The sequence below is a fragment of the Streptomyces sp. ERV7 genome (genome assembly GCF_001653515.1).
Classification (GTDB): Bacteria; Actinomycetota; Actinomycetes; order Streptomycetales; family Streptomycetaceae; genus Streptomyces.
In genome coordinates this window covers 614,841-638,014 of record NZ_LYOY01000040.1, presented here as the reverse complement: position 1 = coordinate 638,014, position 23,174 = coordinate 614,841, and the positions used below count along the sequence as shown (strand labels likewise).

19 protein-coding genes and 1 pseudogene are annotated in these 23,174 nt (G+C 71.5%); 7 read left to right on the top strand and 13 right to left on the bottom strand.

Annotated elements, in window-relative coordinates:
* Nucleotides 1–82: 82 nt before the first annotated feature.
* Nucleotides 83–2,317 (top strand): FG-GAP repeat domain-containing protein, encoded by a 2,235-nt coding sequence (locus tag A8W25_RS17400; protein WP_067162502.1) that lies wholly within the window; start codon nt 83–85, stop codon nt 2,315–2,317.
* 72 nt (nt 2,318–2,389) lie between these two features.
* On the opposite strand, the gene A8W25_RS17395 is transcribed toward A8W25_RS17400, so the two are convergent.
* From A8W25_RS17395 to A8W25_RS17360, 8 genes are all read right to left on the bottom strand, one after another.
* Nucleotides 2,390–3,841: a PepSY-associated TM helix domain-containing protein gene (locus tag A8W25_RS17395; protein WP_067162500.1), complete on the bottom strand. Its 1,452-nt coding sequence runs from the start codon at nt 3,839–3,841 to the stop codon at nt 2,390–2,392.
* A 94-nt stretch (nt 3,842–3,935) separates the two neighbouring features.
* Complete coding sequence (locus tag A8W25_RS17390; protein WP_079126269.1) at nt 3,936–4,601, bottom strand: hypothetical protein; 666 nt, start codon at nt 4,599–4,601, stop codon at nt 3,936–3,938.
* A 600-nt stretch (nt 4,602–5,201) separates the two neighbouring features.
* Nucleotides 5,202–5,504 (bottom strand): hypothetical protein, encoded by a 303-nt coding sequence (locus tag A8W25_RS34965; protein WP_067162496.1) that lies wholly within the window; start codon nt 5,502–5,504, stop codon nt 5,202–5,204.
* Between the two features lie 42 nt (nt 5,505–5,546).
* Entirely contained in the window at nt 5,547–6,017 is a 471-nt protein-coding gene (locus A8W25_RS34960; protein ID WP_234386483.1) for an ALF repeat-containing protein, read from the bottom strand.
* Nucleotides 6,018–6,122: 105 nt separating this feature from the next.
* Entirely contained in the window at nt 6,123–6,848 is a 726-nt protein-coding gene (locus A8W25_RS34955; RefSeq protein WP_067162493.1) for a hypothetical protein, read from the bottom strand.
* Nucleotides 6,849–7,400: 552 nt separating this feature from the next.
* Nucleotides 7,401–8,132: an alpha/beta fold hydrolase gene (locus A8W25_RS17370; RefSeq protein WP_067162491.1), complete on the bottom strand. Its 732-nt coding sequence runs from the start codon at nt 8,130–8,132 to the stop codon at nt 7,401–7,403.
* A gap of 82 nt (nt 8,133–8,214) precedes the next feature.
* Nucleotides 8,215–8,871 carry an RICIN domain-containing protein gene (locus tag A8W25_RS35455; RefSeq protein WP_158942591.1) on the bottom strand — a complete coding sequence of 219 codons (657 nt, stop codon included), beginning with the start codon at nt 8,869–8,871 and terminating at the stop codon, nt 8,215–8,217.
* 147 nt (nt 8,872–9,018) lie between these two features.
* Nucleotides 9,019–9,519, bottom strand: a complete 501-nt coding sequence (locus A8W25_RS17360; RefSeq protein WP_067162487.1) for a VOC family protein — start codon at nt 9,517–9,519, stop codon at nt 9,019–9,021.
* A 216-nt stretch (nt 9,520–9,735) separates the two neighbouring features.
* Here A8W25_RS17360 and A8W25_RS17355 point away from each other — a divergent pair, with 216 nt between their 5' ends.
* Both A8W25_RS17355 and A8W25_RS34940 read left to right on the top strand, forming a co-directional pair.
* The gene (locus tag A8W25_RS17355) at nt 9,736–11,151 is read left to right on the top strand and encodes an amino acid permease (protein WP_067162485.1); all 1,416 of its coding nucleotides are present in this window, start codon (nt 9,736–9,738) and stop codon (nt 11,149–11,151) included.
* A gap of 188 nt (nt 11,152–11,339) precedes the next feature.
* Nucleotides 11,340–11,564 (top strand): annotated as a pseudogene (locus A8W25_RS34940) (SDR family NAD(P)-dependent oxidoreductase); the annotation flags it as partial.
* Nucleotides 11,565–11,607: 43 nt separating this feature from the next.
* Here the strand turns inward: A8W25_RS34940 and A8W25_RS17350 are convergent.
* Nucleotides 11,608–12,753 (bottom strand): agmatine deiminase family protein, encoded by a 1,146-nt coding sequence (locus A8W25_RS17350; protein ID WP_067162484.1) that lies wholly within the window; start codon nt 12,751–12,753, stop codon nt 11,608–11,610.
* 92 nt (nt 12,754–12,845) lie between these two features.
* Between A8W25_RS17350 and A8W25_RS17345 the strand changes: the two genes are divergently transcribed.
* Complete coding sequence (locus A8W25_RS17345) at nt 12,846–13,421, top strand: TetR/AcrR family transcriptional regulator (protein WP_067162481.1); 576 nt, start codon at nt 12,846–12,848, stop codon at nt 13,419–13,421.
* A 125-nt stretch (nt 13,422–13,546) separates the two neighbouring features.
* Here A8W25_RS17345 and A8W25_RS17340 read toward each other — a convergent pair whose 3' ends face one another.
* On the bottom strand, nt 13,547–14,221 hold the full coding sequence (locus A8W25_RS17340; protein ID WP_067162479.1) for a DUF4232 domain-containing protein: 675 nt from the start codon (nt 14,219–14,221) through the stop codon (nt 13,547–13,549).
* A gap of 258 nt (nt 14,222–14,479) precedes the next feature.
* On the opposite strand from A8W25_RS17340, the gene A8W25_RS17335 reads away from it, so the two are divergent.
* Nucleotides 14,480–15,235: a dienelactone hydrolase family protein gene (locus A8W25_RS17335; RefSeq protein WP_067164167.1), complete on the top strand. Its 756-nt coding sequence runs from the start codon at nt 14,480–14,482 to the stop codon at nt 15,233–15,235.
* Between the two features lie 64 nt (nt 15,236–15,299).
* Here the strand turns inward: A8W25_RS17335 and A8W25_RS17330 are convergent, their stop codons facing one another.
* Genes A8W25_RS17330 through A8W25_RS17320 form a run of 3 tightly spaced genes read right to left on the bottom strand, consistent with a single transcriptional unit; the run spans nt 15,300 to nt 20,570 of the window.
* Nucleotides 15,300–16,856 carry a class I adenylate-forming enzyme family protein gene (locus tag A8W25_RS17330; RefSeq protein WP_067162476.1) on the bottom strand — a complete coding sequence of 519 codons (1,557 nt, stop codon included), beginning with the start codon at nt 16,854–16,856 and terminating at the stop codon, nt 15,300–15,302.
* Nucleotides 16,840–18,720 carry an ABC transporter ATP-binding protein gene (locus tag A8W25_RS17325; protein ID WP_067162474.1) on the bottom strand — a complete coding sequence of 627 codons (1,881 nt, stop codon included), beginning with the start codon at nt 18,718–18,720 and terminating at the stop codon, nt 16,840–16,842. Before A8W25_RS17325 ends, A8W25_RS17330 begins: the two co-directional genes overlap by 17 nt.
* Entirely contained in the window at nt 18,720–20,570 is a 1,851-nt protein-coding gene (locus A8W25_RS17320) for an ABC transporter ATP-binding protein (RefSeq protein ID WP_158942589.1), read from the bottom strand. The genes A8W25_RS17325 and A8W25_RS17320 overlap by 1 nt, the downstream gene beginning before the upstream one ends.
* 308 nt (nt 20,571–20,878) lie before the next feature.
* Here A8W25_RS17320 and A8W25_RS17315 point away from each other — a divergent pair, with 308 nt between their 5' ends.
* A complete protein-coding gene (locus A8W25_RS17315) occupies nt 20,879–21,613 on the top strand; it encodes a response regulator transcription factor (protein ID WP_067162472.1) in 735 nt (244 codons plus the stop codon).
* Complete coding sequence (locus A8W25_RS17310; protein ID WP_067162470.1) at nt 21,610–23,046, top strand: HAMP domain-containing sensor histidine kinase; 1,437 nt, start codon at nt 21,610–21,612, stop codon at nt 23,044–23,046. The genes A8W25_RS17315 and A8W25_RS17310 overlap by 4 nt, the downstream gene beginning before the upstream one ends.
* Nucleotides 23,047–23,174: the final 128 nt, after the last annotated feature.

Genomic DNA, 23,174 nt, shown 5'->3' with positions numbered 1-23,174 from the left:
ACAACCCCCGCCCCTCATCGCAAGTCTGATCGAACGGTACGCGCCCATGTGCGTGCCGATCGGTTCATCAGGAGGGACTCCCTTGGCTTCCGTACGTACCACCCGACGTCGTCTCGGCGCCTGTGCCGCCACCGTTCTGGCTGTGACGGTCGGCGCCGGTGTGCTGGCCTCGCCCGGAGCCGTGGCCGCTCCCGCTGCCGCGACCGGGGGAGTGGGTGCCTCGGCTGCCGACGAGGCGAAGCTGCCCGTCGGCGCCGAGATCGTCAGCACGGGCGACACCGGCTATCTCACGTCCCGCAAGGACGAGTCCGGCAACGCCGTGCTGGAGTGGCACAAGTACGCCGACGGCTCGGTGATGCCGATCAACACCGGCACGGTGGGTCACGACAGCAATTCCGACACCGTCGTGACCAGCGACGGCGGCAGCACGGTCTGGCTGCGGGACATGAACAGCGGAGACAGTTGGTCCACGTTCTTCGAGCTCGCGTCCGTGTTCAAGCCCGGGGCGAAGCTCGTGGGTGTCGTCGGCCAGAACCTCTTCGTGAGCGTTCCGACGACCGGGGAGTACCGCGAGCTGTGGCAGCTCGCCAAGGTCAACGGGGTCAACCAGAAGACGAAGCTCACGTCGCGTCCCTACGGTGTGGATTACAAGGTCGTCGCCTCCTCCGGCCACGACCTGCTGGTCCTGGGCAGCAACCGGGTGTTCTCGGGGCCGACCTACCGGACCGAGTACTGGAAGGCGCTCACGAACGTCAACAACGGCTCGATCATCGACTGGGGCGGCGCCGAGAGCGTCGGCCCGTGGACCCAGGACTCTACGGGCGCCTACACCGCCGGTTACAAGGCGTGGACCGAGTACACGGCCAAGGGCACCGAGCTCGTCGTGGCCGCGCCGGGTACCCGTAAGACGTTCACCATGGACAGCTCCCTGAGCAGTGCGGTCATCGCCGGCGTCGCCGGGAACACACTGCTCTACGGGATCCCGGGGAAGGCCGAAGGCGAGGCGCTGAGCCCCCTGTACGCGCGCGGGATCACCACCGTCGACGCCGCCCCCTACAAGCTTCTGGAGCACTTCTCCAGCGTGGCCCACGCGCCGGACGGCAGCCTGCTCGTGCGCGGCGCCACGGCGGAAGCCGACGGGCTGTTCAGGATCACCGACGGGGGCAGCGGCCGCCCCGGCGTCACACTCGTGTCGGACACGGGCCGCTCCCGGGCCATCGCGGTGTCCGAGTCGAAGGTGCCCGCCGCGGTGAACCTGGAGAAGCCGGGCAGTACGGTCCCGATGGAGTGGACCCTGTCCCGCGCGAACGCCACCGTGGACCTCAAGCTCACCCACGCGGCCACCGGCAGGACGCTCACCAAGCGCCTGTCGCAGCCGGTCTCCGACAGCCGCTTCGCCTTTGTCTGGGACGGTGTTCTGGACGGTATGAGCGCCCCGAACGGCGCCTACAGCTGGCAGATCACCGCTACCCCGGCCGACGGCGTCGGCGGTGCTGCCACCGCCTCGGGGAACTTCGAGGTCTCCCGCCAGGCCAACCCGCACGACTTCAACGACAACGGCTCGACGGATGTCCTGGCGCGGGACGCCTCGGGTGTGCTGTGGCGGGACGACCTGTTCGACTGGCCGACGGGCGGTCGGATCGCCACCGCCAAGCGGACCAGGATCGGCGGCGGTTGGCAGGTCTACAACCAGATCGAGGCCGCGGGGAACCTCGCGGGCACCCCGACGGGCGACCTCGTCGCCCGTGACACCTCGGGTGTCCTGTGGCTCTACCTGGGCCAGGGCGACGGCACCTTCGCGTCCCGTACCAAGGTGGGCGCCGGCTGGCAGGTCTACAGCAAGATCGCCGGTGGCAGCGACCTCACCGGCGACGGCCGCCCCGACCTCCTCGCCACCGACACCTCCGGCGTCCTGTGGCTGTACAAGGGCACCGGCAGTGCGTCCGCTCCCTTCGCCACCCGCACCAGGGTCGGTGGGGGCTGGCAGATCTACAACCAGATCACCGCGGTCGGCGACATCGCCGGCGGCGCGGCGGGCGACCTCGTCGCGCGGGACGCCTCGGGTGTCCTGTGGCTCTACCAGGGCAACGGCACGGGCAACTTCACCTCCCGCGTCAGGATCGGCGGTGGCTGGAACGCGTTCTCCCACCTCGTCGGCGCGGGAGACGCCACCGGCGACGGCCGCCCGGACCTGGTCGCGTACGGCCCGAACGGCACGTACGTCTACCAGTCGACCGGCTCGGCGACGGCCCCGTTCACCCGCCAGGCAACCACCTTGTACGCGGGTGAGGGAACCAGGTTCAACAACGTCTCCTAGCGGCCGGGTTCGTACCCGTAGCTTTGTGACGTCCAAGGGCCGGCCCCGCGCGAACGCGGGGCCGGCCGTTCCTCATCCCCTCTGGGCCCTACGTATCAGCCCGACAGCCACGTCAACGGCGAGGAACGCGGCCAGGGTGACGCCGAGGACGGGCAGTGCCCAGCCGAGTGCGGCCAGGGCCGGGATTCCGAGGGCCAGGACGGGCAGCGGCAGTTGCCGCCACGCGCCCCGCGCGGGAGCCCTGCCGAGAAGCGCGGTGTGCTCGGCTCGTGTGCTGCGGCGCTGCCACAGCATGCGGTAGCCCCAGAAGATCACCAGGATCAGCCCGAGGGCGACCAGGGCGAGCACGATCTGGTTGACGATCCCGAACAGCTTTCCCATGTGGCCCTGCACGCCGAGCTTGGTCAGCTTCGCCAGTACGGGGGTGTCCGCCCAGCGCACATGGGAGGTGACCTCGCCGTTCGAGGGGTCCACGGCGACCTTGTCGTAGTGGACCGGCCATACGTTGTCGGACTGGGCCACGACCCAGGCGCTGGAGGTGTCGGCCGCGGGGGTCACCGTGACGGTGCCGCCAAGACCGGCCTCCCGTGCCGCCGCGAGGGCGGAGTCGAAGGACGCCGGAGTCACCGCGGCGGCCTTCGGCGCCGCACCATGACCGGCGTGCCCCGCGTGCTCGCCGCCACCTGCTTCCATGGCGGGGGACGGTGCTCCCGGCAGCGCGGTGTCGAGCTCCGGGGCGTGGCCCTTGGCGGCGTCCAGGACCCGGCCGAAGCGCTCACCCGCGTAGTGCGACCAGGTCAGACCGGTCGCGCTGAGGAAGAGCAGGCCCACGGCGAGCCATACTCCGGTCGCGGCGTGCAGGCTCCGGGTGCGGCGCACACCGCGGGCCCCGCGGTCGGGGAGCAGGACACCGCGCGCCGAGTTGGCGCGCTGTCCACGGCTCCGGCCGAGCCACAGCACCAGGCCACCGGCGACGATCACCCACAGCCAGCTCGCGGCCACCTCGGAGTACAGCCTTCCGAACTCGCCGAGGTGCAGGTTGCGGTGCAGGTCGTCCAGCCAGGTGGTGGCAGGGGTCGAGCCGAACCACGTGGTGAGCTCGCCCCTCACCTCGGCGGTGTAGGGGTCGACGAACACGGTCCGCTGCTTCTCCCCGAGCTCGGGAAGGGACAGGACGACCCGGGTGGTGTCCTCGGGACCGGGCGGGGTGATCACGGACGACAGGTCGCCCTCGGGATGGGCCGTCCGTGCCGCGGCCACCTGCTGCGACAGCGGCAGCGCCCGCTCGCCGACCTTCTCGACCCGCAGCCGGTCACCGTAGAGCATCTGGTCGATCTGCGGGGTGAAGGTGTAGGCGAGGCCGGTGAGGGCGGCGACGAGCAGGAACGGGGCCACGAACACCCCGGCGTAGAAGTGGAGCCGGACCAGGAGGGCGCGCACGCCCTGCCAGGACCGGCCTGCCGGTGCGGCTTCGGGCGCGTTGGAGAGCTTTCTCGGCTCGGTTGGTCGGGTGGTGGAAGACATGGCTGTGCTCCGGTGGGACGTACGTGAGACCGCACCGGGTGCCGAGGGCGTCGCCGGTACGGGAGGGAACCCGCTGAATGAGGCGGGGTGGTGGTCAGGCGTACGTCGCCATCGGCGGGCCGCGTCTCGGGTGGACGCGGGAGAGCAGGACCCCGTGCAGTACGGGCAAGGTGTCGTCGGGGCCCGGCTCGGGCTGGCCGGGCGGGACCGGTACCGCGGACGGCGCCCCGATGCGCAGGAGGGGACGCAGGAGCAGGGCGGCCAGGCGCTGGAGGACCCGCTCGCCCTGGACCAGGCACACCGCGGTGCCGAGCGCCGCGAAGGTGTGGGCCAGCGACATCCCCGGGTCCATGGTGTGTCCGGAGACCTCGGACGCGGCTTCCGTGGCCGCGTCCGTATCGGGCATCGGCATGCCGTGATGCCCGGCGTGGCCCGCGTGGGCGCCGTGTGCGGGGGGCTGCGCCCGCATACCACCGTGACCGCCCGCCGTTGTGTGGCCGCCGGCCATGGCGTGGAAGACAAAGTGCAGGACACCCTGGACGCTGCCGAGGACCACTGTGCTCACCGCGAAGCGGTGCCGGCGCAGACCGTGGAGTGCGCCGCACACGACCGCCAGTACGGCGAAGATCCCCGCGAGGCCGGTCGCGTCGGGCAGGTGACCGCCCGCGGCCACGTGCCCGACGGCCCCCAGCAGCAGGCACGCGAAGCCACCGAGCAGACCCACCCGGGTCCGCCTCAGCCAGTTCCCGGGTCCGCGCACGGCCACAAGGTATCCGTGCCAGGCAGGCCCCCCTCGCGCCGCTTGTCGACGCCCTGGCCTGCCCCGGATCCGTCACCCGGCATCAACGCTCAGCACCCGGATGGGGGTTGCCGGACGGGGTCCGTGCCGAGGGCGCGCTGTGGCTGGGCAGCCCGTGATCCGTTTCACAGTCCGCACAAAAGGGGCGGAAGCCGCATCGGCGACATGGGCCACCACGGAGGCAGCCTGGTTCAATGGTGCGAGGGAGTGCAGGATGGCGGATCTAACCTGACCTGACCGGCCCCGGCTCCATAGCCGATGCCGACGAACAGGCCACTCAGTGCGGCGAACGCTACGGACGTGAGCGCCCCCACCCATGGCGAATCCCTCCAGGAACGGGGCAGCGGGCGGGAAGGCCACACCGGCGAGCCCGGCACCTGCCGCAACCATGGCGAAACGGACGCTCATCATGTGGGTGAAGTCCGCCAGCCAGCGTGCGTCCTCCTTCCACCAGGGAAGGTCACCCTTGACACTGTCGTTCTCGGCGGTGTCCGCCGGATTCCTCCCGCTTTCTTGGCTGCCAGTGCCGCTGTGGCTTCCTTCTGAGCCTCCGCCGCCGCTTCAACCGACCGCCTGTCCGATTCGATCCGACGGGCATCGCTCGCGGCGGCCGCCGCCTGCTTCTTGTCCTGGCCGGCCTGCCAGGCCGACTCCCTTCGCCCTGTCCGCCCACTGGAGTGCCTCCGTGGCGGCGTTGCGGGCCCTGGCCGCTGCCTCCTGGGCGCGAGCGGCGTCCTCCAGCGCCTTGTGCGCGATCTTCGTGGCGGCGGCGATCGCGCCCTGCATGGCGGCGATGTGGGTGGCCGAGTCGTAGTCGAGCTGGGCGGTCGTGTACTGCACCGAGGCGACGAACTTGCGGCGCACTCACGCCGGACCGTCCATGGCCGCCTGGGCATGGGCCTTGGTTTACGGGCGCGCCGTGTTGAGGAGAGTCGCGGTCGCGACGGCGTCGTCCTCCTGCTGGGCCGTACCGTACCGGTCGTTGAGGAATTCGTGCAGGGCCCGGGCGGTGCCGGCGTTCAGGGCGTCGTTCGCCGCCTTCGTCACCGCGCGGCCCGGGCTGCTCCCCAGGACGCGGGCGATCGCCACGCGGTTGTCCATCGCGGCCGCCTCGACGACACCGTTGCTGAGGAACTCCGCGGCGGCATCCGGGGCGCTGCCGGCCAATGCCCGGCTCGCGGCCAAAGCCACGTCCGGGCCACCGGCCTTGGCGAGGTAGAGACTGCTCTCGCGGTCGTCCTGCCGCTGGGCGAGCTGCCGGTCCATGTCGATCCAGGCATGGATGTCGGAGTCCGTTCCGGACAGGGCGAACCGTGCTGCGGCGTGCGACCAGGAACCGTTGGAGCCGAGCAGGGCCACGGCCGCCTGTCGTCCCACGGTCGTGGCACCGTCCCTGTCACCGGACTTGAGTGCCGACTCCGCCTGGGCGATGAGGTCCGTCGTGGCCTGTGCCGCCTGCTCCGCCTGGGTACGCCGCTCCGCCTACTCCGCCTTCTCCTCGGCTTCGATCCGTGTGAGCAGGCGGCACTCCTCGATCGCCTGCTTCATGTCGTGTTCGAGCCGTTGCCACTCTGCCTCGCGCGCGCTCTTCTCCACCGCCGCCGCCCGTGCCACCGCTGCGGTGGCGGTGTCCGCGGCCTTGGTGGCCCCGTTGGCGAACTCGGTGGACCTGGCCGCGTAATCGACGGCCCGGCCCGCGTACGCGACCGCCCAGTCGGCGGCGTCCGCGGCCTTCTCCGCATGCGCGGCCGCGCTGTTGGCGGCGTCGCGCGCCTCGCGCTTGGCCTCTGCGGCCTCCGCCCGGGCCGAGCCCGCGGCGGCGGCCGCGGCCGCGATGGCGGCACCGTACGCCCGAGAGGCGGCGGAACCCGCGTTGGCTGCCGCCTGGCTGGCGGCGGCAGCGGCGTAGGAGGCGCGGCGGGAGGCCTGGACGGCGGCGTCGGAAGCGCTGATGGCGACCCGCGCCGAGTCGGCCGCCCCCTTCGCGGCCTCGCCGGCCTTGCGGGCCGCCCGGTCGGCGGTGTCTTCGAGCAGAGCGGCCTTGAAGCCGCCCGCGAGGTAGGCGGCAACCGCCGAATCGCCGTCGCTCATCGCGGCGGTGGCCTCGCGCCGCAGGCCCCTACCGCCTCCTGGGAGGGAGGCGATGATCGCGACGCGGTTGTCCACCGCCGTCTCCGCGGTGCGCCGGACGGCCAGGAAGTGCTGCACGTCGGCGTCGGAGCCGACCAGCGCCGCCGCCGCGGCGGCCCGTACGCCCTTGCCGCCCAGCAGCCACGCCCTGACGACTTCGGCCCGCTCGGTGTCGGGCAGCAGGAACGGATCGCTCCCCGCCGCCCTCCGGCGGTGTGCCGGCCGCCCAGGCAGCCAAGGGGTTCAGGATGAGGCTCGCCGCGGCGGCCATCGCCGTGGTCGCCGCGACGGTGCCGAGAACACGGCGTCTCCTCCAATAGGTGGTGTCCGAAACAGTCCTCCGGGGCCAGCGCCTATGAGTGGTCCCGCACGGCGGCATCGCCAGGTGGCGAGCCGCCTCGCGCGAGGTCATGTCCCGATCCCGGGACAGCCGAGCGCACCGTTTCGGTCAGGGCGTTTGTCCGGAAGTGGCGGCCGGACAACTAGCTGGTCACACCTGCAAGAGGCGGTGAACAGGTCCTTTATCCGCGGACAAGTGGGGTACAGAGCCGAGCGGACGCCCTGGACCCGCCGCCCCGGCTGTCGATCCCAGTAGCGGCGTTGACCGGGCGTATCCCGGCTGCGGCGCGCTCAGTTGACGGCAGGCAGCTCGCGGGCGAAGCGGCGGACGGCGTCGGTGAAGGCCTCGGGGGCGTCGAAGTTCGCGAGGTGTCGTGCCCGCGGGATCAACTCGATGCGAGCGTCCGGATGCGCGCGGGCGAAGTCCGCCTCCCCGGCCCGGAAGACGGGGTCCTTCTCGCCGTTCAGGATGAGGACCGGAGCTTTCACCTGGCGCATCGCACCCGCGTCGAAGCGTCCGAGCACCTCGCCCCAGGCCGCCGGCAGGGTGTGGAAGGCGTAGCCGGAGCGGATGGTCGCCTCCACCACACTCCGTGGGTAGCGCCGACGCAGGAACCGGTCGTTCCACTGGGTGAGACGTGCCTCGGGGATGTGGGGGACGACCCTGGCGACCGCCCGGTAGGGCGCTGCCCACGGGCCGCGGGTGGAGGCACTGGCTCCCGCGAGGACCAGCCCGCGCAGCCGCTCCGGACAGCGGCGCGCGAACTCCAGCGAGGCGTACCCGCCGAGGGAGTGCCCGACGACCAGGGCCGGCCCTCGGCCGAGCGAGTCCACCGCGGAAGCGATGGACTCCGCCGCCGCGCTCAGGCTCCAGGGCTGATCCGCGCGTTCCCCGTGGCCGGGCAGGTCGATGGCGGTTACGGGGAACTCGTCGCGGAGCGCGATGAGTTGGGTGCTCCACTGTCCCGCGCTGAAGCGCGTTCCGTGAACGAAGACCACGGGCACCGCATCCGCTGCTGCCATCAGTTCCCCCAGGTGATGTCGATCTTGAGCCGACTCTACCGGCGGGATCTCCCCCTGGTGACCTGTCTGATCGGGACCCCGGTCAACTGCGCGGAGACGACGGGGTGGAGTGCGAGGGTGTGTGAGGAGGAGGTGTGGTTGCTCGGGCGGCCGTCGTGACGGGCTGACCGTCCCATCGGCGCCACAGGTGGTCGTCGGCACCGTCGTAGGCCCATCCCTCGTGCCGGCACGGGTAGATGGTGAGCGGGGTGCTGCTGTTCCTGTCGGTGCCGTCGTGAGCCCAGCCGGGGACGTCGAGGCACAGGTTGGAGGCCAAGTTGACGTAGTACGAGCCGCCGGAGGCTCCGGGTAGTGCGTACCACTCCTGGTTGTCACCGACGGGAACGCGGTCGTGCATCGAGACCTGTGTGGTGGCGGGGTTGGCGCCGGTGTCCGGAAGGTCCATGCACTGGCCGCTCTTGACATTGCGTATCAGGAACATGTCCCGCGACTCGGGGCCGACAGGGACCGTGCGCGTAGGGACTGTCTCCCACTGGTCGCCACGTTGTTGAGGTTCACTGCCGTTCCGGCGGATGTTCCGGCTTGTGCTGCCGCAGGGGAGACGGCAGTCGCCGTGGCCGACAGGAGTGAACAGGAGATCGCCGCGATGCTCCCTCGGTTCTTCCGCGTTCGGATTCTCGTCGTACTCATGGACAGCCTCCGCTGGTGGACCACCTGGACTGCTTCTGGTCGGGCGCACCAACCATCGCGAGAGCCCACGTTGTCCGTACCCCCTGTGTCGAGAGGACGCAGGTCAGTACCGCCCTCGCGGCCGGACAGCGGCGCTTTGTCCGCGGCCAAAGCGGCCGCCTCGGTCATGTGGCCGCAGCGGACTGCGGACTGCCGCTCAGGTGGCGGATCCGGCGGCGGCGCCCGTCTTGAGGTCGGGCCCCCAGCGCTTGAGGGACTCTTCGAGGTCGAGCGCGCCGGGGCGGGTTTCTTCGGTCGCGGCCGGCCAGTCCTCGCGCGGTACCCGCCACATGATCTCGAATTCGTTGCCGTCGGGGTCCTTGGCGTAGAGGGACTTCGACACGAGGTGGTCGGTGGACCCGACCATGGCTCCGCGCTTGTCGAGCTTGTCGGCGATCTCGACGAGCTCGCCGAGGGTTCCTACCTCCCAGGCCAGGTGGTAGAGGCCGACGCGGCCCTGCTCGGGTCCGGGTGCGTCCGGTCCGACGGAGAACAGGCCGAGGTCGTGGTCGTTGAGTGTGCCCTCGGCGCTGAGGAACGCGGCGCGGCCCGGGATGTCGACGTCGAGCCGGAAGCCGAAGACGTCCGTGTAGAACTCGACGGCGCGCGCGACGTTCCGCACGTAGAGCACCGCGTGGTTGAGGCGGCGTACAGGCATGGGGTCTCCCTGGGAGGGCGGCGAGGCGGGAGGTGGCGGCCTCACTACCGACGATAAACAATGTGAGAGTTCAAGTAAATAGCGCCGCGGCCCGTACGGCCCTGGTCACCCTAAGTGAGGGGAATTCCCGGATACCGGACAGAGTGGACGGAAGATCGCTTTCTCGTCTCACAATCGGACGTACTTCGATCTCAGCAATTGGACAGGCACCTCCGTATGAGCCCGACACTCACCTCCCCATCCCCGCAGCAGGACGAGCGCCAGCAGGACGAGAGCCGGCAGGGCGCACCGCTCTCCAACGGGCTCAAGCAACGGCATCTTTCGATGATCGCCCTCGGCGGCGTCATCGGGGCCGGGCTGTTCGTGGGGTCGGGTGCCGGGATCGCCGCCGCCGGGCCGTCGATCGTGCTGGCCTACGCGCTGTCCGGCATGCTGGTGATGTGCGTGATGCGCATGCTCGGCGAGATGTCCGCGGCCGACCCGGCCTCGGGATCGTTCTCCGTGCACGCCGACCGTGCGATCGGCCCGTGGGCCGGGTTCACCGCCGGGTGGATGTTCTGGACCCTGCTCGTCGTGGGCGTCGGGATCGAGGCGATCGGCGCCGCCCACATCATGCAGGGCTGGTTCCCCGGCACCCCGTCCTGGCTGTGGGTGCTGGCGTTCATGGCGCTCTTCTGCGGCGCCAACCTCGCCGCCGTGTCGAACTTCGGCGAGTTCGAGTTCTGGTTCGCCGCCCTCAAGATCGGTGCCATCGCGCTCTTCCTCATCCTGTGCACGCTGGCGGTCCTCGGCTTGCTGCCCGGCACCTCTTCCCCCGGTACGGCGCACCTCGTCCACGACGGCGGATTCCTGCCCACCGGAGTCAGCGGACTGCTCGTCGGGCTGCTCGCCTCGGTCGTCGCGTACGGCGGCCTGGAGACGGTGACCATCGCGGCCGCCGAGTCCGACGACCCGGTGCGCGGTGTGGCCAGGGCGGTGAAGACGACGATGTGGCGGATCGGCATCGTCTACGTGGGCTCGATGCTGGTGATCGTCACCCTGATCCCGTGGAACGACCCGGCCGTCACCGACGCCGGCCCGTACGCCGCCGTCCTGGACCGGCTCGGCGTGCCCGGCGGTGCGCGGGTCATGGAGGTCGTCATCCTCGTCGCGCTGCTTTCCGCGATGAACGCCAACATCTACGGCTCCTCGCGCATGGCCTACTCGCTGGTCTCGCGCGGCCAGGGCCCCGCCTTCCTCGGGAGGCTCTCCGGCCGGGTCCCGCGCAATGCGGTGCTCGCCTCGTGCGCGTTCGGCTTCTTCGCCGTGCTCCTGTCGTACTGGTGGCCCACCACCGTCTTCGCGTGGCTGCTCAACATGGTCGGCGGGGTCGTGCTGATCGTGTGGGGCTTCATCGCGGTGTCCCAGCTGGTGCTGCGCCGCCGCCTGGAGCGCGAGGCGCCCGAGAAGCTCGCGGTCCGGATGTGGCTCTTCCCGTATCTGACCTGGGTGGCCCTCGCCGGTGTGGTGGGCGTGCTCGTCCTCATGGCCGTCGACTCCGGGACGCGGGTGCAGGTGTACTTCACCGGTGGGCTGGCCCTCGCCCTGGCCGCGACCGGGTACGTGCGGCAGCGGGCGGCCGCGGCACGCTGAACCACCGGGCGGCGGGAGGGGCGCCGCCCGCCGCCCGGCGGCTCTTCTTCGGCACTTGGGACGGATGTCGGAAGCCTGTCGGCGGTGACCGCGGGCTGTCGGCGGTATGTCGGTGGAGGTTGCGACCTTGGGCGGGTTGTCGCTCCCCCCCCGAGCGCGCTGCCTCCGACCGCAAGGAGCCTGTCACCGTGGTTTCCGCGTCCCAGAGCCGACCGTGGAACGTGCACCGGCTGCCGTCCGCCGAGGGCAGGACCTTCCTGGTCACCGGGGGGAACGCCGGGATCGGCTACTTCGTCGCGGAGCAGCTCGCCGCCACCGGCGCCGTCGTCGTCCTCGGCAGCCGGGACCCCGCCAAGACCCGCGCCGCCATGGCCTCGATCCACTCGCGCGTCTCCGGCGCCCACGTACGGCACGCGGGAGAATCCGCGAATCGGCCCGCCTCGGCGGGGGCCGCGTTCAGCCCGAGGTGCGTTCGGTCTTGGGGAGTTGCTGGGTGGCGCAGTGGATGCCTCCGCCGCCTTCGCCGAGGGTGTCGACCGGCACCTGGACGACCTTCCGGCCCGGGTACAGATCGCGCACGATGGACGCGGCGTCGGCGTCGGCGCGCTTGTCCCCGAAGCGGGGCATGACGACGCCGCCGTTGGCCACGTAGTAGTTGACGTAGCTGGCCAGGAACTCCTTGCCGCGGCGGCCGATGTCGACCGGCTCGGGCAGCTCGACGATTTCCAGCTTCCGGCCACGGGCGTCGACGGCCCGCTCCAGGACGGTACGGGCCTGGTGGTAGGCGGCCGTCCAGACATCCTTGGGTGCCTGTGGGTCGGGGGTGCTCATCACGACGGTCCCGGGCGCCGAGAACCGGGCCAGGGCGTCGATGTGGTAATCGGTGATGTCGTGGCCTCTGACGCCGTCCACCCAGATCACGGTGGTGACTCCGAAGAGCGTCTTGAGTGCCCGCTCGATGTCCTCGCGGGACTTGCCGGGGTTGCGGTTGGCGTTGACCAGACAGCTCTCGGTCGCCATCAGCGTGCCGACGCCGTCGACCTCGATCGCGCCTCCCTCGCCGGTGATCGGTGCGGGGATCCGCTTGACGCGCTCGTCATCCAGGACGGCACGGGCGACCCGGCCGTCATGGTCGTGGGGCTGCTTGTTGCCCCAGCCGTTGAAGTTGAGGTCGACTCCGGCGATCCCCTGCGGGCCGAGTACGAAGGTGGGGCCCGTGTCACGCATCCACAGGTCGTCCACCGCGACCGGGATGACCTCCACCCCGGAGCCACATGCCTGCCGGGCGGCCTTCACGTCCTGCTCGTTGGCCAGCAGCACGACCGGTTCGAACTGGGCGACGGCCCGTGCGATCCCCGCGATATCGGCCCGCACCCCGCGGATGTCGGAGCTCCAGATCCGCCGGGTCGGCCACGACATGTAGGTCAGCTCGTGCGGATGCGTCTCCTCGGGCATGCGCCAGCCCCCGGCCGACGGCGCTGCCACCGGCGACGTACTGGCCCCGCCCGGTTCGGCGCGGTCACTGTCCTGGGTACCGCACGCGCTGAGCGGCACGCCCAGCGCACCGAACAGGGCCGTCTGCAGGGTCCGGCGTCGGGACATGCGCACGATCAACCTCCTGACTGATAATTTAGTCAGGAACAGTGTAGGGCATCATGAGACCCCATCCCCGTGCTGATCTTCAGGAGCGCCCGATGCCGGACCGGCCCACCCAGATCCTCCAGGCCACCGCCCGGCTCATCGCCCGCCGAGGTGTACGGGGGCTACGGGTGGAGGAGATCGCCGCCGAGGCCGGTGTCTCCACTGCTCTGATCTACTACCACTTCAAGGACCGTGCAGGGCTGCTGCGACGCACGCTGGAATTCATCAACCAGCGCGCCGTCGACTACACCGACGCACCCCTGGACACCTCCGCCGATCCCCGTACCCAGCTCACTGCCATCCTCCTGAGGGAACTCCAGGACGACACCCACGTCAGGGAGAACAGCGCGGCCTGGGGCGAACTGCGGGCCACCGCCATCTTCGACCCCGATCTGCGCGCCCAGCTCGCCACCGCGACCACGCAGTGGAGCGACGACCTCGCCGCCTTGATCATCGAGGCCCAGGCAGTCGGCCAGGCCGCCCCCGACATCGCGCCCCAGGCCGCCGCGGAACGTCTCGTGGCCCTCACCGAAGGACTGAGCCAGCAGTGGCTCAGCGAGACCATCCCCCTCCAGCGCGCCCGCGACCTGCTCCGCGAGGCCATCACCGTGGAACTTCGCCGGCCCTGATGTCAGTGGGCAGCAGGGCGCCCGAGGGTCGTGCTCGCGCGTGAGGGCCGCACCCCGTTTCCGTACGGGGTGCGGCCCTCGTTCGACGAGAACGGCCCTGTTCGCCCGGCGCGAGCAGAGCGCGTTCAGCCGCCCTGTCCGGCGCTTCCGACCGGGCCGACCTTCACGGGGGAGCCGCCGTCTTCCGTGACGGGCAGCGTGCCGGCGCCCGGCCAGCGGAGGGCGACCGTCTTTGTCTCGTTGGGCGGGGTCACCAGAAGTCCTGTGATGCGGACGCCGGAGCCGCCCGACTTGTTGACCGGGTAGGAGATGCCGAAGGCCACCGACTGCCCGCTCTTCAGGACGATCGAATCGGCCTTCTGGCCAGTGCGCTTCGCGGACAGCGAGCCCGCGCCGGTCTTCAGGTCGACGCCCGCGTACCCGGATATCGCACAGTCCCGGCCGCCGCTGTTCTTGAACTCCACCGCGACGGTGTTGTCGGAGTCGCCGGTGATGGTGGCGTCCTTCGCCGTGATCTTCAGCTGGTCGGTACGGCACTTGCCGGCCTTGCCGTTCGTGCCGGAGCCGGTCCCGGCGGCTGTGCCCGGCCCGCCGGAGCTCTTCCCGCCCGAGCCCTTCCCACCGCCCTGACTGCCGCCCGTGGCCGAGGAGCCGGGCGGGGTCACCGACGTGTCGGCCGGAGTGGAGGACGAAGAGCCCTTCGCTGCGCCCGAGTCCTCGTCCTGGCACGCCGTCATCAGCATGGCGCCGCCGACGACGGCTGCGGAGAGGAATAAGGCGGTGCGACGGTTGCCGGACATGAAAGGCCCCTTGCTATCCAGTGGTTGAAGCCGGAGCGGCTTCGGCTCCTCGGTACGTACTTACTTGATCACTATGAGGGGCCTGTGTGCCGCCGGGATACCGGCGTCGTCGTTCCACGACACCGTTGTCGCAGACCGGTGACATGACCACGCCGCTGGGTGGGCCGCCCCGACAGGGCCCGGCTTCGTATGGCGTCCGCTGTTCCGCCGAGGGTGAAGACCGGCCCGATCGGCCTCGACGATCATTACGGTGCAGTCATGACGACGGTTACCACGCGCACGGTCACCTATCCCGCCGACGGCCTGACCATGATCGGACATCTCGCGCTTCCGGCCGGTACCGATCGACGGCCGGCGGTTCTGGTCGGGCCCGAGGGGCCGGGGCTGAACGACGTCCAGCGCCGCCGGGCCGACGCCCTCGCCGAACTCGGCTATGTGGCACTGGCCTTCGACATCAACGGCGGGCGCTGGTTCAGCGACCCACAGGAGATGCTGGCGCACACGACCCCGCTGCTCGCCTCCCCGGACCGCATGCGGGACATCGGTCACGCGGCACTCGATGTGCTGCGCGCCGAACCACGGACCGACCCCGACAGGATCGCCGGTATCGGCTACGGCACCGGGGGCGCCATCGTGCTGGAACTCGGGCGCGACGGCGTCGACCTGCGCGCGATCGGGACGGTCAACGCCCTGACCACGGGCCGACCGGGCGAGGCGTCACGCATCCGCTGTCCGGTGTGGGCCGGGGTCGGATCGGAGGATCCGATCATGCCGCCCGCTCAACGGGAGGCTTTCGCCGCGGAGATGCAGGCCGCGGGCGTCGACTGGCGCATCGTCTTCTACGGCGGGGCCCTGCACGCCTTCCACCACCCGACAGTCGATCACGCCGTGCGCCCCGGCGTCGGCTACCACCCGAAGCACGCGCAGCGGGCCTGGCGCGACATCGTCGACCTGCTTGATGAATGCGTGCCCGTCACGGAGCGAGCCGGCGCGGGCCCGTCAACGGCCTGCTGACGACGGCGCTCGGCTGCGCGGTGGTGCCCCGGCTCGCACGGCCGGGGCACCACCACGAGGCGGGTCAGGCCGTGTCGTCCCGGTGCCGTGCGGGGGCGGCTCCGGCCACGGCCGCGCGGCGGATCTTGCCCAGGGAGGTCTTGGGCAGCGACGCCACGAACTCGATCGTCGCGGGCACCTGATGGGCCAGGAGCCGGTCACGGCAGTGCGCGGTGATCGCGGCCCCGCTGAGCGGGGAGCACGGCACCACGGCTGCCCGTACGCGCTCGCTGGTCTGTTCCTCCACGACCTCGCCCCAGACCACGGCCTCGGCGACGGCCGGGTGGGCCAGCAGGGCCGCTTCGACCTCCAGGGGATTGACCTTCTTGCCACCGACGTTGATGAAGGACTCCTTGCGGCCCACCAGGTGCAGACGGCCGTCACCGTCGAGGCGCGCCAGGTCGCCGGTGACGTACCAGCCGTCGCGGAAGGCTCGTTCGGACGGGCCCGGGTGGCCGAGGTAGTGGGTGAACATGGCGGGGGTGCGCACGAGCAGGGCGCCCGTGCCGCCCGGCGGAACCGGTCGGTCCTCCTCGTCCACCAGGCGGATCCGTACCCCGGGCACCGGCCTGCCCACCCCGGCATCGGCCGTGCCGTCCGGCTGCGGGAGCTGCGCGGCGACGACACCGGCCTCGGTGCTTCCGTAGACCTGCTGGACGGCCGGGCCGCAGTGCTGGGCGAAGCGGTCCGCCACGGCCGGGGGCAGGGCCGCCCCGGAGGACAGACAGAGCCGTACGGTGTCGCCCGGGCGGGACGTCTCGCTGCGCGAGGCCGCCGAACGGGCCGCCAGGTCATAGGCGAGCGGGGTGCCCACCACGATGGTGCAGGCGTGCTGGTGCAGTGCCCGGAGCATTTCGGCCGGTGCGAACCGGCCGAGCAGGACGAGCTCCGCGCGGGCGTGCAGCGCGGTGGCGAGCGCGGCGACCATGCCGAAGGAGTGCAGCAGGGGTACGGCCGCGAGAATCCGGTCGGCCGGGGTGATGCCGTAGGTGCGGGCGTAGATCTCGCCACCGCGGACCAGGTCGTGTTGTGAGTGCACGGCGGCCCTCGGCTCGCCGGTCGAGCCGGAGGTGTACTGGTAGAGCGCGGGGGCGTCGGGCGGCGGCGCGGGCAGCGGCGCCGACGGGGCCGCCGCGCCGGGGCGGGCGGTGAGCTCGTCCACGTCGATGAGGACACCGCCCTGCCACCGGGCGGCGAGTGAGGTGGCAGCGGGAGGGGCCAGTGTGCTGAGCCTCGCCTGCCGACCGACGAGGTGCAGGGGTCCCAAGTCCCGGTGCACGCCCAGGAGATGGGGCTCGGTGCTGTCGGGTTCGAGGGGCGTGAGGGGTACGCCCGCGTACAGCGCGCCCAGGAAGGCCACCGTGCTCTCCACGGTGTTCTCGAAGAGCAGGCCCACGGTTCCTCCGCCGTCGGCGGGCAGGCGCGTGCGCAGGCGGCGTGCTGTGGTCTCGACGCGGTCGGCGAGTTCGCGGAAGGTGAGGGCCCGCGTTCCCTGGCGTACGGCGGTGGCCGCGGGGGAGAGGCGTACGGCCCGGTCGATGAGCTCCCACAGCGTGGCGGCGGATTCAGTGGTCGAGGGCATCGCTGGCCTCCGCTAGGTGCGGCCCCGCGCCGACCGGCGCCCGCCCGGTGCCGGACGGGTCGTCGGCGGGGTCGTGGTCGGGGTGCTGATGGTGGAAGTACTGCCGGTAGAGGCGGCTGTAGGCACCGCCTTGCCGCATCAGGGTGGCGTGGTCGCCCTGTTCGACGAGGCGCCCGTCGTCGACGACGACGATGCGGTCGGCCTTGCGGACGGTGGGGAGCCGGTGCGCCACGACGATGGTGGTGCGCCCCGCCGCGAGCGCGTCGAGTCCTTCCTGGATCTGGGCCTCGGTGAGCGGGTCGACGCTGGCGGTGGCCTCGTCGAGGATGAAGATCGGGGCGTCCTGCAGGAACACCCGGGCCAGCGCCACGATCTGCCGCTGCCCGGTCGACAGGTTGCGGCCGCCTTCGTCGGTCGGTGTGTCGAGGCCGTCGGGCAGCTGCCGCAGCCAGGCGCCGGAGGCGACCGCGTGGGCCGCGGCCTCGATGGCCGCGCGGTCGGCGCCCGGCCGGCCCAGCGCGATGTTCTCGGCGACGGTGCCGGAGAAGAGGTAGGGCGTCTGGGTGACCACGCCGAGGCAGCGCCGGTACTGCGCCAGGTCGAAGGTCCGCACGTCCCGGCCGTCGGCGAGCAGGCTGCCTTCCTGGAACTCGTACGAGCGGGTCAGCAGGCGCACCAGGCTGGACTTGCCCGCCCCTGTGTGGCCGACCAGTGCGACGGTCTCCCCGGCCGCGACGGTGAGGTCGATGTCGTGGAGGACGGGCCGCTCGGGGGTGTAGCGGAAGCTGACGCCGCGCAGTTCGAGTGCGCCGCGCAGACGGGGCGGGGGCAGCTGGGCGCTCTGGTGGACGGCGGGTTCCCGGTCGATCAGCGCGAAGATCCGCTCCCCGGCCGAGAGGCCCTGCTGGAGCTGCTGCCAGAAGGAGGCGATGGTGGCGACCGGCGACCAGAAGAGGGCCAGGGCCTCCAGGAAGAGGACCCATTCGCCGGCCGAGATGTCGCCGGATGCGACCTGGTGGCCGCCGGCCAGCACCACCGCCGTCGTGCCCAGTCCGGTCAGGGAGATGAGCAGCGGGAAGATGCCGCTGAAGAGGCGGTTGAGGCGCACACTGGCCTGGTACCAGCGGCCGTTGACCGCCCGCAGCCCCGCTTCGGCCGCCGATTCGCCGCGGTGGTTGCGGGCCACCGTGATCCCGCGCAGGGTCTCCTGCACATAGCCGCTGACCTCGGCGAGGGCCTGCTGCTGGCGGGTGGAGGCGGTGCGCGCGCGTTTCCTGAAGGCGAGGCTGACCGCGACGATCAGGGCGACCACCACGGTGGTGAGCAGCGCCAGCGGCACGTTGATGACGAAGAGTGCCGTCAGGATCAGCAGGACGACGAGGACCTGACCGATGAGGGAGAGCACCAGGGAGAGCAGGGCACCGAACGTCTGGGTGTCGTTGGTGACGCGGCTGACCACCAGGCCCGTGGGGTGGGTGTCGTAGAACGCGAGGTCCTGGCGTACGGCCGCGGCGAAGGCGTGTTCGCGCAGTTGCAGCACCGCGTCGCCGACAAGGGTGCCGGTGAGGCGCTGCTGGAGGACGGTGAACAGCCAGGCCGCGGCGCCGGTGAGGAGGACGGCAACGGCTAGCAGTGTCATCGCCGACCGGGTGTCGTCGTCCAGGGCCGAGTCGACGGTGCGGGCCAGCAGGATCGGTACGGCGCTGCCCGCGGCCGCCGCCACGACCACCGCCGCGGTGACGAAGGCCACCGCGCCGCCGCGGCCCTGGAAGTAGGGGGTGATGCGGCGCAGCAGCTGCCGGTCGCCGTAATGGCGGTCGTAGGCGTCCTCGGCGCCCGCCTCGATGCCGTCCAGAAGTGCCATCAGCGGGTTCCTTCCTCTGCCCCGGCCGCGACGGCGGCGGTGGTGGTTCCCTCCGCGGCCGGCAGTGCGTACGGCGCGAAGATCGTGCGGTAGAACGCGCAGGTGCGCAGGAGGTGTTCGTGGGTGCCCTGGCCGACGACCCGGCCCGCGTCGAGGACGACGATGTGGTCGGCGGCGCGGATGCGGGACAGCCGGGGGGTGACGAGGAAGGTGGTACGGCCCGTGGCGGCGCGCCGCATGGCGAGCTGCAGTTCGTGTTCGGTCACGCTGTCGACGGCGCTGGTCGCGTCGTCCACGGCGAGGATGCGCGGGTCGGTCACCAACGCCCGGGCGATGGCGAGGCGTTGGCGCTGGCCGCCGGAGAGGGTGACGCCGCGCTCGCCCAGCACGGTGTCGTAGCCGTGCTCGCTCGCCATGACGAAGTCGTGCGCCTGGGCGGTACGGGCCGCCTCTTCCAGTTGGGCCCGGCCGGTGTCCGGTGCGGCGCCGAAGGCGAGGTTCTCGGCGATGGTGCGGGAGAACAGGACCACGTCCTGCTCGACGACGGCTACTTGGCCGCGCAGTGCCGAGGGGTCCCAGGCGGTGGTGGCCACGTCGTCGACGAGGACGCGGCCCTCGGTGGGCACGTAGGTGCGGTTCAGCAGGTGCAGCAGGGTGGACTTGCCGCTGCCGGTGGCGCCGACGACGGCGACGGTGGTGCCGGGGGCGGCGCGGAAGGAGATGTCGCGCAGCACGGGCTTGCCGTTTCCGTAGGCGAAGGTGACGTTCTCGAAGACCACTTCGCCGGTGATGACCGCCTCGTGCCGGCCTCCCTCCTCGTCCTCTCCCGCCCGGTCGTTGATGATCTCCAGGATGCGCTGTGCGCCGGAGAGTCCGAAGAAGATGAGCCCGATGCTGAAGGAGGCGAGCTGGGTGGGGGCGCGCAGCGTGCTCATCAGGCCCAGGACGGCGACGAGTTCACCGACGCTCAGTGAGCCGTCGCGCAGCAGGAAGACGGCGTGGAGCAGCGTTCCGGCGGTGGCCACGGCGAGCAGCAGCGGGGGGAAGGACAGGGCTTGGACGCGTGCCTGCGCCACGGCGGCGTCCCGGTAGGCGGTGGCGGTGCGGCGGAAGCGGTCCTGCTCGCGCTCCGCTCCGTCGGTCGCCTCGACCGCCTCGATTCCGGTGATGCTCTCGGCGGCCTGGGCGGACATCGCGCCGAACTCCTCGCGGGTGAGGTCGGAGACCGGTTCGAGGCGCCGCCCGTGATCCATGAGGGCGGCGACGAACAGGACGACGAAGATCCCGGGGAAGAGCAGGAGCCGCCAGTCGACGGCCGCGATGAACACCAGCGGAATGAGGGTGTTGAGCGCCATGTCGAGGGTCATGTCGAAGCCCGGCGACACCATGAGTCCGAGTGCCTCGGCGTCGCCGGTGGCGCGGGTGGACAGGTCGCCGGTGCGGTGCCGGTTGAAGAAGCCCTGCTTCTTGCGGAGCATGCTGGCGAACACGCCGGCCCGCGCGTCGCGTTCAAGGCCGCTGGCGAAGGCCTCCAGGGCGTAGGTGGAGGCGATGCCGCAGACGCCCCGGACGAGGACCAGGGCGAGCAGTGCCGCGCACACGGCGTGCAGGGCCCCCAGATCAGGTTCCCGCCCGTTGGTCTTCAGTACGGCGTCGAAGGCCAGCCCGATGACCAGGGGGAGGGCCGCGGTGAGGGACTGCCAGAGCAGGCTTCCGGTCAGATGGACCGCGATGTGCCGGCGGAAGTGACGCATGTGCAGGCGGAGCCAGTGGCCGATGGTCAGTTCGGGCCCGGTGGCCGGCGCCGGTCCGGACGCGGAGCGGGTCTGCGCGGCGGTCTCGGTCGTCATCGGTCTCTCCCGTGCGGTGTCACGGAGCCGGAGCGGTGGGCGGTCAACGGTTCGGTGCTCCCTTTTGTTCTTCGGGGCGGCGAATTTCTCGCGGGATTTTGACGCCGGGGCGCGGCCCCACGGGCGTTTCCGGGTGGGCTTCCGGTTTTTTCCGACCCCTTCTCGTCTCATTCGGGCAGGCGGGAGTCGGGAGGGCAAGTACTGCCTCTGGACGGGAAGTTAGCTGTTTTTTCGAAAAAACGAAACCGGGGTCCGGGCGCCCGCCCCGGACCACGCCGGACCGCACCCCCGAGGAAGACCCGAGACCGATGAGCCCCGCACCCGCCGAGGACGACACCCAGCGCATCCTGATCGTCGACGACGAGCCCGCCGTCCGCGAGGCGCTCCAGCGCAGCCTCGCCTTCGAGGGGTACGGGACGGAGGTCGCCGTCGACGGTCTGGACGCGCTGGCCAAGGCGGAGGCCTACCGGCCGGACCTGATCGTCCTCGACATCCAGATGCCCCGGATGGACGGGCTCACCGCCGCCCGGCGGCTGCGCGGCGCCGGGTCCACCACCCCGGTGCTGATGCTCACCGCGCGCGACACCGTCGGCGACCGTGTCACCGGGCTCGACGCGGGCGCGGACGACTACCTGGTCAAGCCGTTCGAGCTGGACGAGCTGTTCGCCCGGATCCGCGCCCTGCTGCGCCGCAGCTCGTACGCCGGACCCGCGGGCGGCGACCAGCACGACGACAACGTCCTGACCTTCGGCGACCTGCGGATGGACCTGGCGACCCGTGAGGTGACGCGGGGCGAGCGGGTGGTGGAGCTGACCCGTACGGAGTTCACGCTCCTGGAGATGTTCCTGGCCCACCCCCGGCAGGTGCTGACCCGCGAGCAGATCCTCAAGGCGGTCTGGGGCTTCGACTTCGAGCCGTCGTCCAACTCCCTCGACGTGTACGTGATGTATCTGCGCCGCAAGACCGAGGCGGGCGGCGAGGCGCGCGTGGTGCACACGGTGCGGGGCGTCGGATACGCCCTGCGTCCGGGCGGCGCCGAGTGAGCAGAGCCCTGCGGTGGTTCCGCGAGCTGCCGCTGCGGTCCCGGCTGGCGCTGCTCGTCGCCACGGCGGTGACGGTGGCCGTGGCCGCGGTGGCCGCCTCCTGCTGGTTCATCACCCAAGGGGTGCTGACCAGCCAGCTCGACAACCGGCTGCGCAACCAGGCGGCGAGCTCGGCCAGCGAGGAGTACGCCAACGTCCTGATCCAGACGTGCCAGAGCCCCGACCCCAAGCCGATCCGGCTGCCGGGCAACACCCCGCTGACCCAGCTGGTCTTCCCGGACGGCACGGTGTGCGCCAACCCCAGGTCCGCCCGGCTCCAGGTGGAGCGCTCGGACGTGGAGGTCGCCGACGGGCTGCGCGACGACGTCCTGCACACCACGACGGACAGCGCCGGGGTCGAGCGCCGCGTCTACACCAAGGCAGCTCGCATCACCGGCCCCGGCCGGCAGAGCCGGGCCGCCGTCTCGATCGCGGTGCCGATGTCCGACGTGACGACACCGCTCAACAAGCTGGCGATCGTGCTGCTGGTCGTGTCCGGCGTAGGAGTCGTCGCCGCGGGCGCCGCCGGGCTCTGGGTCGCGCGTACGGGGCTTCGCCCCGTGGACCGGCTGACCGGCACGGTCGAGCACGTGGCCCGCACCGAGGACCTCGACGTCCGTATCCCGGTCGAGGGCGAGGACGAGATCGCCCGGCTCTCGCGGTCCTTCAACGCGATGACCGCCGCCCTCGCCTCCTCCCGCGACCGCCAGTCGCAGCTGATCGCGGACGCGGGGCACGAGCTGCGCACCCCGCTCACCTCGCTGCGTACGAACATCGAGCTGCTGGCCAGGAGCGAGGAGACCGGCCGGGCCATCCCGCCCGCCGACCGCAAGGCGCTGATGGCGTCCGTCAAGGCCCAGATGACCGAACTCGCCTCGCTGATCGGCGACCTGCAGGAGCTGTCCCGGCCGGACGCGGTCCGCGCGGGCCCGCTGGAGGTCGTCGCCGTCCACGACATCGCCCGTGTAGCCCTGGAGCGCGCCCGGCTGCGCGGTCCCGAGCTGGAGATCAGGGCCCAACTGGCGCCCTGGTACGTGAGGGCGGAGCCGGCGGCCCTGGAGCGGGCGATCGTCAACGTGCTGGACAACGCGGTGAAGTTCAGCCCGCCGCACGGCACCATCGAGGTCACCCTCGACCGGGGCACCCTGACCGTGCGCGACCAGGGCCCCGGCATCCCCGCCGATGAACTGCCGCACGTCTTCGAGCGGTTCTGGCGTTCGCCCTCGGCCCGCTCGCTGCCGGGTTCGGGGCTCGGCCTGTCCATCGTGGCCCGTACGGTCCAGCACGCGGGCGGCACGATCACGCTGGGCGCGGCACCGGACGGCGGCGGCACGGTGGCCACGATCCGCCTGCCGGGGGCCCCGACCCCGCCGCCCGACGCCCCGGGGGTGTGAGCGCTCCGCCGGACGCGCGTCCCCTGGCCCCGGGCCGGTCGTGGAAACCGGTCGTGGAAACCGGTAGCGGAAAAGGGGCGCCGGGAAGGATCCCGGCACCCCTCTCACGTACGACTCTCACGTACGAC